This window comes from Candidatus Nanopelagicales bacterium (assembly GCA_041393815.1).
GTDB lineage: Bacteria > Actinomycetota > Actinomycetes > S36-B12 > JAWKJK01 > JAWKJK01.
The window spans coordinates 1-11,768 of record JAWKJK010000005.1; the positions used below are offsets into that span (position 1 = coordinate 1).

Sequence of the window (11,768 nt, forward strand, 5' to 3'; positions counted from 1 at the left end):
GGCGCCACCCGCTACCGGCCCAGCGACCGGCTGCGCGAACTGGTCACCGCCAGGGACACCACCTGCACCTTCCCCGGCTGCACCATCCCCTCGGTCCACACCGACCTCGACCACGCGGCCACCTACGACGGGGCGAACACCACGGCGGGCAACCTGCACCCGGCCTGCCGACGGCATCACCGGATCAAGACCCACACCGGCTGGTCCGCGGCCCCCGACCCGGACAGCGGGCAGATCAGATGGACCAGCCCCACCGGCCACACCTACCCCACACCCCCCGATCCGATCTGGGACACCGGACCCCCGCCGCCCGACGAGGGCACTACTGACCCGACAGTCAGCGCACTCGAGACCTGGCTCGGCGCACACCTCGCCGCCTGACCATGGGCCTGCAGGCCTGTCCCGGTCGCAGGGATCCGCTCGTTGTCTGGCACGTCGCTGCCCCGCGCTCCTAGGGTCGGCGCGTGACCGAGTCAGAGCCCGAGCTCGAGCCCGGCGGTGCCCACGCACGACCCGAGCAGCGCGACCTGCCACAGCGGCCAGAGCCACCGATGGCGGGGGACGAGACGGCGACACTCCTCGGCTCCCTGGACCGTCAACGAGCGACGCTGGCCTGGAAGTGCGGCGGTCTCGGTCCCGAGGGGATGCGCGCCACCGTCGGCGTCTCCACCATCACCCTCGGCGGACTAATCAAGCACCTCGCGCTGGTGGAGGACGACTGGTTCTCCTGGCGACTGCACGGCAACGAACGACAACCGCTGTGGCTGAATGCCGACTGGGACTCCGACCCCGACTGGGAATGGCACTCCGCCGCCGATGACGACCCGGACGAGCTACGCGAGCTGTGGCAGGACGCCGTCGACCGATCCCGCCTCCTGATCCAGCAGGCGCTCGACGAGGGCGGCCTCGACTTCCGCGCCCGACGCGCGTGGCCGGACGGGCGGGCGCCCAGCCTGCGACGCATGCTTGCCGACCTGATCGAGGAGTACGCGCGCCATGTGGGCCACGCGGACCTGATCCGCGAGTCAGTCGACGGTCTGGTCGGCGAGGACCCGCCCTGGCCCCCGGAGCCGTAGGCACCGGCCACGACCGCACGCCGACGCCTCGACGCCGACGTCCGACCTGCACGACGACCGCGCCGATCACTCCCGCGGGACCGACTCACCGAGGCCGGGAGCGGGACGCCGCACCCCCGGCCGCGCGCCGTCGAGCGTCAGCGGCAGCCCGGGCACCAGCACCTCGCGGCCCGGCGCCACCTCCAGACCCTGCAACACCCCCAGCGCCGCCGCCTGCGGATCCGCCAGCAGGTCCTCCGGCAGCTGCACCCGGTCCGCCGGCACCCCGTGCGCCGTCAGCCTGGACACCACCTCCGCCGCCGGCAGCGCACCGAGGATCCGCTCCAGGTCCGCCCGCAGCTCCGCGTCATGGGCCACCCGGTCGGTGGTGCTGGCGTACCGCGCGTCCGACAGCAGCTCCGGTGCCCGCAGCGCCGTGCAGAGCGCCGCGAACCCCGCGTCGCCACCCACTCCGATGCACACGTCGCCGTCCGCGGCCGCGAAGATCCCGTACGGCGAGAACGCGGGATGCCCGCTGCCGAACCGACCGGACTCCGCGCCGGTGAGCTGGTGGGCGACGACGTGGTACGAGACCCAGGTCGCACCGGTCTCGAACAGCGACGTCGCCACCGCACCACCGCGCCCGGTGCGCTCGCGGCGCAGCAGCGCGGCCAGCACGCCCAGCGCCAGCCAGGTTCCGGCACCGACGTCCAGCACCGACACCCCCGCCCGCACCGGTGGGCCGTCCGCCTCGCCGGTCACTCCCGCAACCCCGGTCCGTGCCTGCAGCACCGCGTCGTACCCGGCGCGGTCCCGGTCCACACCCCCGTCGCCGTACCCGGACAGCGTGGCGTGCACCAGCCGCGGGAAGCGATCGGACAGCGCCTCCGCATCCAGCCCGTACCGGACCAGCTTCGCCGGCCGCAGGTTGCAGACGAACACGTCGGCGTCCGCCAGCAAGGCGTCCAGCGCGGCGCGCCCGGACTGCGTGCGCAGGTCCAGCCGGACCCCGGTCTTGTTGCGGTTCACGACGTGGAAGTACGCCGACCCGTCACCCGCCGCGGGCGCCATCCGCCGCGCGTCGTCGCCGCCGGGCGGCTCCACGTGCACCACGTCCGCGCCGAGGTCGGCCAGCACCGCCGCAGCCCATGGGGCGGCGATGTTCGACGTCAGGTCCACCACCGACAGGCCCGCGAGCGGGAGCTCCTCGTCCACGGGCCCAGCATCCCGCGTGCCCCGCCGTTCGACGGGTGCAGGGGCTCATCCCCGAGGACGAGGGACCCCGTGCCATCCGACCCTGACGACCGGGACCGCCCGGGTCGACGCTGGGGCTGGAAGCGGTCCCGGCTCGGGTCCGGACCGCCCTGGACCAGGGGGTGCCCCATGTCGTCGTCCCTACCCGCTCCCTGCCGTGCACCGCGACCGCGGATCCGGCTGGCCGCAGCCGTACTCGGACTGTTGCTCCTGCCCGGGCTCGCCGGCCTGACCGCCGCGTCCGCGCAGGACGTGTCTCCGTACGAGGCCGCCGTGACCAAGGAGGTGGCCGCGTTCGGCAAGCAGCTGGAGAACTTCGACCACTTCGCCGAGTCGCTGAAGCGGATCGCCGCCAACATGGCCCCGGTCATCGGCCGCACCGACGCGAACTCGGTCCGCCTGCGCAAGCAGCTGCAACTGATGGCCAGCGGGAACCGGATGGGGATCAGCACCTGGCGGCTCGGGCAGAACGACCAGCTGACCAAGCGGCTCACCTCGGCGCAGGCTCGGCTGATCAGCATGCTGCCGTCTCAGCGGAGCGTCATCGTCGCCGGCATCGCGCTGATGAAGAAGGGCGTGAAGACCCTGACCATGAAGGCCGGCCTGGAACTGGAGTCCGCGGCCGCCAACCTCGCCTCCGCCAGCATCGGCGCGTACAAGACCGACGCCACGGCGGCGAAGCGGGCGCGCAGCACGGCCAACGAGCAGTTCCTCGACGGCCGTGACAAGCTCATGTCGGTGGTGTTGCCCGCCGTGGAGTAGACGGACCACGCGCTGCCTCGGGTCGTCAGCCGCTCGCCGCGCAACGAGGCTGTCCCCGGTGCCACAGTGCGGACATGCGTCGACTCACCCTGCTGGCGACCGCCGCGGCCGTCGCCGTCGTCACCGCCGTCCTCACCGCTCCCGCCCAGGCCCTCGCGCCGGCGGCCAACAACTTGCCCACCCCCTCGTCGAGCGTGTGCTCGGAGTGGGTCTACGGCGGGAACTACGCCTGCATGAAGGTGAACAAGAAGGCCGTGCCCTCCGGGGAGACGGCGCTGTTCACCGGCACGTTGTCCTCGGCCGCGATGAAGGCGCTGAAGGACTGGACCAAGGGCGACAACGTCGTCTGCCTGACCCGGTACAACACCAAGCCGCTGGCCGGCGGCGCCTGGCCGTGGCAGTACATGGAGGGCGTCTGCACCACGGTCCGCAAGAGCGGCGGGTTTACCCTGCGCGCCGAGTTCGGGCGCAAGGGCACCTTCTACTACGGCCTGGAGATGGGCCCGTGCCGCGCCGGCACCGACCTGTGCGGCGACGGTGACCCCGGCCTGATCGGCGTCTACAACCGCGGCGACAAGGCGCTGCAGCTGAAGACGACCTGAGCCCCTGACGGGGGCCCACACTCGTCGAGTGCTCGCCGGTGGGGGTTCCGGGACGGTCCTGGAACCCCCACGCGCGAGCACTCGACGCAGGGCGAGGTCGGCTCAGCCGGTCACGGACCAGATCGGGGTGCCCCGTTCGATCGTGCGGCTCACCGTGCACAGCCGGTCGTGCGACTTCTTCATCGCGTCCGGGAGAACGGCGCGGGCGGCGTCGCCTTCCTCGCCGGCGGGGAACTCCACGGTGAACGTCACCCGCAGGTTCTCCATCCGGTTGCCCTCCTCGTCGCGCACCTTGTCGCCCTCCCCGGTGACGACGAACACGACCGGCTCGGCGCGCTTGGACGTGATGTAGTCGACGTCCGCCCCGGTGCACCCGGCGATGGCGACGAGCAGAAGCTCGGTGGGCGTGAACGCGTCCGCGCCCGCGGCCCCGAAGCGCAGGGTCGCTCCGCGCTCGTTGCGTGCGACGTAGCTTCCCTTCTCGAGCCGCTCGATGGTCACGGTCCTGTGGTGATCAGCCATGGCCGCACCCTGGCATGCGCCGCAGCACGCCGACACCCGGGGTCCGATCCGGACCCGATGGAGCGCGATTCCTAACGGCCGCGGGCCTCGCGGCCGCGCCGGACGTACACCACGCCGACGCCGAGCAGGACGAGCGTCGCGACGAGACCGCTGAGCCAGTGCCACCACTCGGACGCCCAGAGGATCGTGAGGACGAGCCCCACCGCGGCACAGAGCAGGAAGACGGTGCCCCACAGCAGGTCGCGTCCGCCGCGCTTCTGGTAGGTGGCGCTGTCCTCGGTCGCCATGGCTCCACCACCTCTCGTCGGCAGGATGATCCCATCCTTCCGCGGAGGGTGTCGCGCCCACGCTCAGGGCCGGGCGTCCCGTGGGATACACCGGGTGCGGGACGGCTCGATACTCGGCCGACGAGATCCAGCAACAGCCGGGGAGGCCCCGTGCAGCGCAGCCCGTACGCGCGACGACGGCGGACAGAGGGCAGGCCTCAGGGTCGCGTCAAGGGGCCGGTTCCCCGGAGGGAACACAGGTCAGCCTCGAGCGGCGAGCAGGTCGCGGACCTGCGCGGCGGTCGGCACACGACCGGTGAGCACGACCTCGTCGTCGACGACAAGGCCGGGCGTGGACATGACGCCGTAGGCGGCGATGTCGGCGTAGTCGGTGACCTTCTCGATCGTGGCGTCGAGGCCGAGCTCGTCGACGGCCTGCCGGGTGGCCTTCTCGAGGTTCTGGCAGTTGGCGCACCCGGGGCCGAGCACCTTGATGATCACGTCGGGCTCCCTTCTGGTTGTGAGGCGGGGTGGGCCGTCCGGTCAGGTGGCGAGGACGACGTTGAACAGGTAGCCGACGGCGACGATGGCGGTGCCGACGACGAGGGCGAAGGTGGCGATGAGCGGCAGCTTGAGGACGCGGCGCAGCAGGATCATCTCCGGCAGCGACAGGGCGACCACGCTCATCATGAAGGCGAGCAGGGTGCCCATGGGCAGTCCGGCCTCGTGGAGGGACTGCACGAGCGGCATGACACCCGCGGCGTTGGAGTACAGCGGGATGCCGAGCAGCACCGCGACGACGACACCGAAGGGGTTGGTGGGGCTGGCGTACGTCGTGAAGAAGTCGGTCGGGACCCAGCCGTGGATGGCGGCCCCGAGGCCGATGCCCACCAGCAGGTACGGCCAGATCTTGCGCAGGATGGTGGCGACCTCCTCGGCGCCCATCCGGAGCCGGTCGTCGAACGACAGTCCGGCGGTGGTGTCGACGACCTCGCCGCGCAGTCGCGTCTCGAAGACGAAGGGCTCCACCCAGCGCTCCAGCCGGAGCCGGCCGATGACCCAGCCGGCGACGATGGCCACGGTCATGCCGGCGGCCACGTAGAGCAGGGTCGGGCCGAGGCCGAACATGCCGAACAGCAGCCCGATGGCGATCTCGTTGACCAGCGGGGAGGCGATGAGGAACGACATCGTCACCCCGAGGGGCACGCCGGCGGCGACGAACCCGATGAACGCCGGCACCGCGGAGCAGGAGCAGAAGGGCGTCACGACCCCCAGGGCGGCGGCCAGGACGTTGCCGAGGCCCTCCCTCTTCCCGCCGAGCAGGGCGCGGGTGCGTTCCAGCGACATGTACGAGCGCAGCACGGTGACCACGAAGATGATCGCCACGAGCAGCAGGACGATCTTGACGGTGTCGGCGAAGAAGAACAGCAGGGCCGAGCCGAGCCCGCTGGCGGGGTCCAGGCCGATGCGGTCGACGAGCAGCCAGTCCCAGAACGGCTCGTTGAGACGGTACAGCGCGACCCAGACGAGGCCGGCGGCGGCGAGGGTGAGCCAGCGCCGGGTCGGGCTGGTCGGGCGGACCCGGTCGAGCAGGCTCACGGCGACACCGTCACGACGACACGGCCATCAGGGCACCCGGAAGCGCCGCGCGCATGCGGTCCCCGGCGTCGTCGGCGAGGGTGTAGTCGACCCAGCGGCCCCGCTTCGCCGCGGTCACCAGGCCCGCCTCGCGGAGCACCTTCAGGTGGTAACTGAGCAGGTTCGCGGCGACCGGGATCTGCTCCTGCAGTTCGCACACGCACGTGGTGCCGCCGCCCAGCCGGGACAGGACCGACCAGCGGACGGGATCCGCGAGCACGGCGAGCAGACCGACGGCGTCGCCCTGGTCACCCGACAGTTCAACGGTGCTTGATCCAGCCACGCTTGAAGCATCGGCCACCCGGCCAGGGCGACGGGAGGGGCGAACGACCCATCCGCCCGGTCTCTCGAACCACGGGATGCTTGTAGCGCGGGCGTCGGAGTCGGCCCGTCGTCACGCGTCCGCGGGGGCGAGGTGGGCGATCAGGGCCTCGACGCGGCTGCGGATCTCGTCGCGGATCGGTCTCACGGCGTCGACGCCCTGCCCGGCGGGGTCGTCGAGGACCCAGTCCTCGTATCGAGTGCCGGGGTAGTACGGGCAGGTGTCGCCGCAGCCCATGGTGATGACGACGTCGGAGGCCTCGACGGCCTGGTCCGTGAGGATCTTGGGCTGCTCGGCCGACATGTCGATGCCCTCCTCGAGCATCACGGCCACCGCGGCGGGGTTGACCCGGTCGGCGGGCGCCGAGCCGGCCGAGCGGACCTCGATCCGATCGCCGGCCAGGTGCTGGAGGTAGGCGGCGGCCATCTGCGAGCGGCCGGCGTTGTGGACACAGACGAACAGCACGGACGGCCTGGTACTCAACGGGAGCTGCCCTTCGTTTGTGGTGACGACGGTCGGTCGGTCGTGTCTAGCCGGCGACGGCGGGGGCCGTGGGTGCCAGCTCGGCGAGCAGGCCGTAGACCCGGCGGCGGATGTCGTCTCGGATCGGGCGCACCTGCTCCAGCGGCAGGCCGGCGGGGTCGGCCAGGTCCCAGTCCAGGTACCGCTTACCGGGGTAGACCGGACAGGCGTCTCCGCAGCCCATCGTGATGATGACGTCGGCTGCCCGCACCACGTCGTCGGTGAGCGGCTTGGGGAACGCCTCGACCAGGTCGACGCCGACCTCTGCCATGGCCTGGGTGGCCACCGGGCTGACCTGGTCGCCGGGCTGGGACCCGGCGGACCGTACGTGGACCCGCCCGCCGGACAGGTGGTGCATCCACGCAGCCGCCATCTGGGATCGACCCGCATTGTGGACGCAGATGAACAGCACCTCCGGTGTGGCCTTCGCGACCTTGCCCTCGGCCTGGGCGACCGCCAGCAACCGGTCGCGGGAGAACCGCTCGGTCAGCATCGGCAGGTGGGTCCGGACGGTGGCCGACGCCGCGAGCTGGTCGTAGGACTCCTGCACTACCTGCTCGACGGTCTCCCGGGAGAAGACGCCGTCGTAGCGGTACGCCAGGTCGGCGGTGACCTTCCTCAGCGCGAGGTGGGTCTCCAGCTCGCGGCGCCGCGCGTCATCGGGACTGGTCATGGACCGCCTCCGGCAGGTCGAGCGGCTCGGGCACCACGCCCGGCCGCGGATGGAAGACCTCGGTCAGCACGGCCCCCGCCGCGGCGCCGAGGAGCTGGAAGGCGATGAACGCCGGCACCGACGCAGGCGCGATGCCGGCGAACGTGTCGGTCAGCGACCGGCCGATCGTCACCGCCGGGTTAGCGAACGAGGTGGAGGAGGTGAAGAAGTACGCCGAGCCGATCCACGCCGCCACCAGCACCGGCCCCAGCGCCCCCCGCCCGGTGCGCGTCAACGCGCCGATGATCCAGAGCAGGCCGGAGGTGGCGACGACCTCGCCCAGCCAGATGCCGGCACCTGAGCGCACGTGCGTGGACGCCTGCCATGCGGGCAGCCCGAACATCACGTTCGCGACGGCGACACCCGCGACTGCACCGGCGATCTGCGACCCGACGTAGCCGAGCGCCTCGACCGGGGGCATCTCCCTGCGGACGACGGCGACGCCGGTGACGGCGGGGTTGAAGTGGGCGCCGGAGATCGGGCCCATGGTCCAGATCAGCACCCCGAGACCGGCGACGGTCGCGAGCGCGTTGACCAGCAACACGATCGCGAGGTTGTCGGTCAGGTTCGTCCCCATGATCCCGGACCCGACCACGATCGTGACGAGCAGTCCGGTGCCCAGGAACTCCGCCGCAAGCCGCCGCGCCAGCGGATGCCCGGTCATCAGGCCCCGGCCTCGTCGGTCGCGTTGAGCGGGCTGCCGAGGGTGCGGTGCGGCATGGCGGGCTCGTCCTCCAGCGTGGTGCGGTGCGCCGGAGCGTACTTGACGCCGCCCTTCATCTCAACCAGCATTGAGGCAGTTGCTGTTGAGTGAACGTGAGGTGACCTGGCGGTGGACGCTCAGCTGGAGCAGCGTGTGGCGGTCTTCCATGCGCTGGCCGACCCGACCCGGCTGGCGATCGTCGACCTGCTCGCGGTGCAGGACCTGTCCCCGGACGCCCTCGCCGTCGCGCTGAAGGTGCCCAGCAACCTGCTCGCTCACCACCTCAAGACCCTGCGCAACGCCGACATCGTGTCGCGTCACCACTCCCAGCACGACCGGCGGCGCGCCTACCTCCACCTCGAACTCGACACACTCGAAGGGCTGCTGCCCGCGCAGGCGCCTGTCAGTGTCGTCCCTCGGGTCGTGTTCGTCTGCACGCAGAACTCCGCGAGGTCCGTCCTCGCCGAAGCGATCTGGAGCACCGTCAGCGACGTGCCCGCCGCGTCCGCCGGCACTCTGCCGGCACACCGGGTGAATCCGCGCGCCCGGACCGCGGCCCGCCGCGCCGGCCTGACCCTGGCAACCACGACCCCGAAGCCGTTGGACGACGTACTGCTCGACGACGACCTCGTCATCTCGGTGTGTGACGCGGTCAACGAGGAGCTCGGCGACCTCGCCAACCCGCGACTGCACTGGTCGGTGCCGGATCCCGCCATCGGCGACACTGACGCCGCCTTCACCGCCACCGTCGAGGACCTCCGGACTCGGGTAGGCCGGACAGCACCGACCGTGCTCCACCGCGCTGGGCGGGCCCGCCGAGGAGTCCGCGCCCGGACGTAAGGGGGCCCGTCCCGCGGCGGCCCTCGCGGGCGCGCCCATCGGGGGCAGCGTGGCTGACGCATCCCTGGACTCGCACGGCAGTTAGGAACGGGGGATCAGCCCCAGCTTGGTGGCCCGTGCCACCGCCTCGTCCCGGTCGTGCACGCCGAGCTTGGCGTACAGCCGGCGCAGGCGGGTCTTGATGGTGTTGACCGACACCCCGAGCTGATCCCCGAGCTCCCGGTTGCCGGCCCGGGTCGGAAGCAGCGTCAGCAGCTGCAGGTCCCCGCGTGTCAGGGAGACGCCGACCGGGGCCGGGGCGGACTCCGTGGTCGCGGGGCGGGAAGGCGACCTGCGCTCGCCGTGCGCGGCCCGGGCCTGGTACGCGACGTCGACCGCAGCCAGCAGCGGGTCGTGCACGTAGTGGGTGCCCACGCGGCGGGCGAACTCCACGAGGTCGTCCGGACACGTGACCAGGTAGCGCGTCAGGCCGCGCCGGTCCGCGATGTCCGCGGCCCGGACGAGATGCTGCTCGGCGCGCTGCCGCGAGCCCTTCTGGTACGCCATCGCCCCGAGCAGCTCGTGCTCCACCTGCTGCCGAGGGGTCGACGGCTCGATGTCCCGCACGAGGGCGACCGCCCCCGGGGTGTTGCGCAGGAGCGCGAGACGAGCGTGCAGCAGCCTTCGGGGCACCCCGGCCGGCAGCACCGGGATCGCGCGCGCCGCCCGGACCCCGTCGCCGGAGGTGAGCCGGAGCCGGGCCTCGGTCAGGGCTAGGACGGGGAGCAACCCTCCGCGCGGCGCGCGGTCCAGGACCGCGGCGCGGGCGAGAGCGACCTGGCGCAGCGCCGCCTCGACCTCGAGGACGCTCTCCAGCACGTCGGCCGCGGCGACGCGGGCCAGGACCAGGTCGGTGAGCGAACCACCCTCCGCCCTCGACGCGGCCGCGACGACGCCCCGCGCAGCCTCGCGCGGCTGGCCCGACTCGGCCAGGCACAGCAGCCCGGTGACACCGGACTGGAATCGGCGGCCGGCGCGACCCGGGTCCTGGCCGCGCACCCATCGGTCGTGGCGCGCCGCCCACACGCGGGCCTCGTGCACATCCCCCCACTGCCACGCCAGCATCGCCTCGGTCGCGGCCCTGCGACCCTCGCTGACGGCCAGCGTGAACGGACTGTCACGCACCGACGCCAGGAGGTCCCGAGCCGCGTTCAGGTCGCCCTGGAGCGCCAGTCCGCGGGCCAGCACGAGCACCGCCACCTGGGTGGCCGTCGAGGTCGACCACGCCTCCCCGAACAGCTCCCGTGCGCGCGTCGCCGCATCGACCATGCGCGGGAGATCACCGCGGTACTCGGCCAGCCACGCCCGCAGAGTCTGGGTCTCGGCGTCCAGGCTCAGCATGGGCGGATGCGTCGTGGCGGACGGCGGGGTCCAACCGTCGAATGAGGAGCGGAGCCGATCCAGGGACGCCTCGGCCTCCGGGATCCGTCCCGACAGGGCGAAGGCCCAGCCCTCCCGCAGCAGGTTCTCGGCGGCCTGGCGCCGATCCGGCAGCGTCTCGTACCACTGCAGGGCCAGTGGCGCCCGGCCGGTCGCCATCAGCTCGCTCTCGACCGCATGGAAGCGGTCCGCGACCTGATCGGCGTCTCCGGCGAAGAGCCGATGGGCCAGCTCGTCGGCTGGATCCCCGTGGTCCCGGAACCAGTCCGCCGCCCGGCGGTGACGGGCCTGCTCACCCGGTCGCCCCGAGGCCAGGTAGCGCACCAGGCAGGTCAGCAGGGGGTGCCGGTCGAACCAGGCACCCTCGGCCGTCGGTGCAGCCCGCACCGGACCGCCGGGCGTGGCCACCATCGCGAGGAGGGAACCCGTCGATGCCTGCGTCACGGCATCCACCAGGCCGGGCTCCAGCCGGTCGAGGACCGCTGTGTCCAGCAGCATCTCCCGCACCGCAGCGGGCTGGACGTCCAGCCAGGGGCCCAGCAGTCGGTCGGCGCCGTGGGTCCGCAGCCAGCCGAGGAGGTCAGCGTCCGGGTGCAGCCCGTGGAAGCGGGCGGTCTCGACGAGGGCGGCCGCCCAGCCGTCGCAGAGCCTCGCCACCTCGACCGCCAGCGCCGGCTCGAGTGCGGGAGCGAGCGCACGCAGCAGGGCCAGGCTCTCGTCGCCGTCGAAGGCGAGCGAGTCCGCATTCAGCTCCACGAGTCGTCCCGCGAGGCGCACCTGGGAGAAGTCGCGACCCAGGTTCTCGGTGGTCGTGATGGCGATCCGCTGCCCGGCCGGGCCGTGGGGTGACCAGGAGCGGAGGTCGGCCACGGCCGGACCATGGCGGGCAGGGTCCAGGTCGAGGACCGCGAGCCACGGTGCCTTCTGCGGCAGCAGGTCGGCGAGGTCCTCGGCCTCGGCGCGGACGCCGGTCGCGCGGGCCACCAGGCGACGCCATCCGGCCAGGTCCAGGTCCTCGGCCGGGAGCTCGACGACCACGGCCTGACCCGCCGTGGCCTCCTCGACGAGCGTGCGCCGCCCGTAGCCCGGCGGCGCACTGAGCACACAGACGCCTCCACGGGGGACCGACCGGACGACCTCCACCAGTCGGG

At 72.6% G+C, this 11,768-nt stretch carries 15 protein-coding genes; 5 read left to right on the top strand and 10 right to left on the bottom strand.

The genetic code is table 11. From position 1 onward, the window contains the following. Positions 1 to 381: HNH endonuclease signature motif containing protein (locus R2737_14005; GenBank protein MEZ5117372.1), on the top strand; the 381-nt coding region annotated here is incomplete at its 5' end. 83 nt (positions 382 to 464) lie between these two features. Next, positions 465 to 1,076, top strand: a complete 612-nt coding sequence (locus R2737_14010; GenBank protein ID MEZ5117373.1) for a DinB family protein — start codon at positions 465 to 467, stop codon at positions 1,074 to 1,076. A 66-nt stretch (positions 1,077 to 1,142) separates the two neighbouring features. Here the strand turns inward: R2737_14010 and R2737_14015 are convergent, their stop codons facing one another. Then, the gene (locus R2737_14015) at positions 1,143 to 2,270 is read right to left on the bottom strand and encodes a CoA transferase (protein ID MEZ5117374.1); all 1,128 of its coding nucleotides are present in this window, start codon (positions 2,268 to 2,270) and stop codon (positions 1,143 to 1,145) included. 243 nt (positions 2,271 to 2,513) lie between these two features. Here R2737_14015 and R2737_14020 point away from each other — a divergent pair, with 243 nt between their 5' ends. Both R2737_14020 and R2737_14025 read left to right on the top strand, forming a co-directional pair. Continuing rightward, complete coding sequence (locus R2737_14020) at positions 2,514 to 3,071, top strand: hypothetical protein (GenBank protein MEZ5117375.1); 558 nt, start codon at positions 2,514 to 2,516, stop codon at positions 3,069 to 3,071. 74 nt (positions 3,072 to 3,145) lie between these two features. Beyond that, entirely contained in the window at positions 3,146 to 3,673 is a 528-nt protein-coding gene (locus R2737_14025) for a hypothetical protein (protein ID MEZ5117376.1), read from the top strand. 102 nt (positions 3,674 to 3,775) lie between these two features. On the opposite strand, the gene R2737_14030 is transcribed toward R2737_14025, so the two are convergent. The 8 genes from R2737_14030 to R2737_14065 form a co-directional block, all read right to left on the bottom strand. Continuing rightward, positions 3,776 to 4,195, bottom strand: a complete 420-nt coding sequence (locus R2737_14030) for an OsmC family protein (GenBank protein MEZ5117377.1) — start codon at positions 4,193 to 4,195, stop codon at positions 3,776 to 3,778. Between the two features lie 71 nt (positions 4,196 to 4,266). Continuing rightward, a complete protein-coding gene (locus tag R2737_14035; GenBank protein ID MEZ5117378.1) occupies positions 4,267 to 4,482 on the bottom strand; it encodes a hypothetical protein in 216 nt (71 codons plus the stop codon). Between the two features lie 240 nt (positions 4,483 to 4,722). After that, positions 4,723 to 4,962, bottom strand: coding sequence for a thioredoxin family protein (locus R2737_14040; protein MEZ5117379.1), 240 nt, complete (start codon positions 4,960 to 4,962; stop codon positions 4,723 to 4,725). A 42-nt stretch (positions 4,963 to 5,004) separates the two neighbouring features. After that, on the bottom strand, positions 5,005 to 6,060 hold the full coding sequence (locus R2737_14045; protein MEZ5117380.1) for a permease: 1,056 nt from the start codon (positions 6,058 to 6,060) through the stop codon (positions 5,005 to 5,007). A 10-nt stretch (positions 6,061 to 6,070) separates the two neighbouring features. Beyond that, positions 6,071 to 6,382: a metalloregulator ArsR/SmtB family transcription factor gene (locus tag R2737_14050; GenBank protein MEZ5117381.1), complete on the bottom strand. Its 312-nt coding sequence runs from the start codon at positions 6,380 to 6,382 to the stop codon at positions 6,071 to 6,073. A gap of 111 nt (positions 6,383 to 6,493) precedes the next feature. Beyond that, complete coding sequence (locus R2737_14055; GenBank protein MEZ5117382.1) at positions 6,494 to 6,886, bottom strand: arsenate reductase ArsC; 393 nt, start codon at positions 6,884 to 6,886, stop codon at positions 6,494 to 6,496. A 64-nt stretch (positions 6,887 to 6,950) separates the two neighbouring features. Continuing rightward, entirely contained in the window at positions 6,951 to 7,616 is a 666-nt protein-coding gene (locus R2737_14060) for an arsenate reductase ArsC (GenBank protein MEZ5117383.1), read from the bottom strand. Next, entirely contained in the window at positions 7,600 to 8,319 is a 720-nt protein-coding gene (locus R2737_14065) for an MIP/aquaporin family protein (GenBank protein ID MEZ5117384.1), read from the bottom strand. Before R2737_14065 ends, R2737_14060 begins: the two co-directional genes overlap by 17 nt. Before the next feature lie 168 nt (positions 8,320 to 8,487). On the opposite strand from R2737_14065, the gene R2737_14070 reads away from it, so the two are divergent. After that, positions 8,488 to 9,198, top strand: a complete 711-nt coding sequence (locus tag R2737_14070) for a helix-turn-helix domain-containing protein (protein ID MEZ5117385.1) — start codon at positions 8,488 to 8,490, stop codon at positions 9,196 to 9,198. An 81-nt stretch (positions 9,199 to 9,279) separates the two neighbouring features. On the opposite strand, the gene R2737_14075 is transcribed toward R2737_14070, so the two are convergent. Beyond that, positions 9,280 to 11,721, bottom strand: a complete 2,442-nt coding sequence (locus tag R2737_14075) for a LuxR C-terminal-related transcriptional regulator (GenBank protein MEZ5117386.1) — start codon at positions 11,719 to 11,721, stop codon at positions 9,280 to 9,282. Between the last annotated feature and the right edge of the window lie 47 nt (positions 11,722 to 11,768).

What these genes read in the sequence shown, in the direction of transcription:
- R2737_14025 (MEZ5117376.1), top strand. Translation starts at nt 3,146, where the DNA reads ATGCGTCGACTCACCCTGCTGGCGACCGCCGCGGCCGTCGCCGTCGTC.
- R2737_14030 (MEZ5117377.1), bottom strand. Translation starts at nt 4,195, where the DNA reads ATGGCTGATCACCACAGGACCGTGACCATCGAGCGGCTCGAGAAGGGA.
- R2737_14035 (MEZ5117378.1), bottom strand. Translation starts at nt 4,482, where the DNA reads ATGGCGACCGAGGACAGCGCCACCTACCAGAAGCGCGGCGGACGCGAC.
- R2737_14060 (MEZ5117383.1), bottom strand. Translation starts at nt 7,616, where the DNA reads ATGACCAGTCCCGATGACGCGCGGCGCCGCGAGCTGGAGACCCACCTC.
- R2737_14065 (MEZ5117384.1), bottom strand. Translation starts at nt 8,319, where the DNA reads ATGACCGGGCATCCGCTGGCGCGGCGGCTTGCGGCGGAGTTCCTGGGC.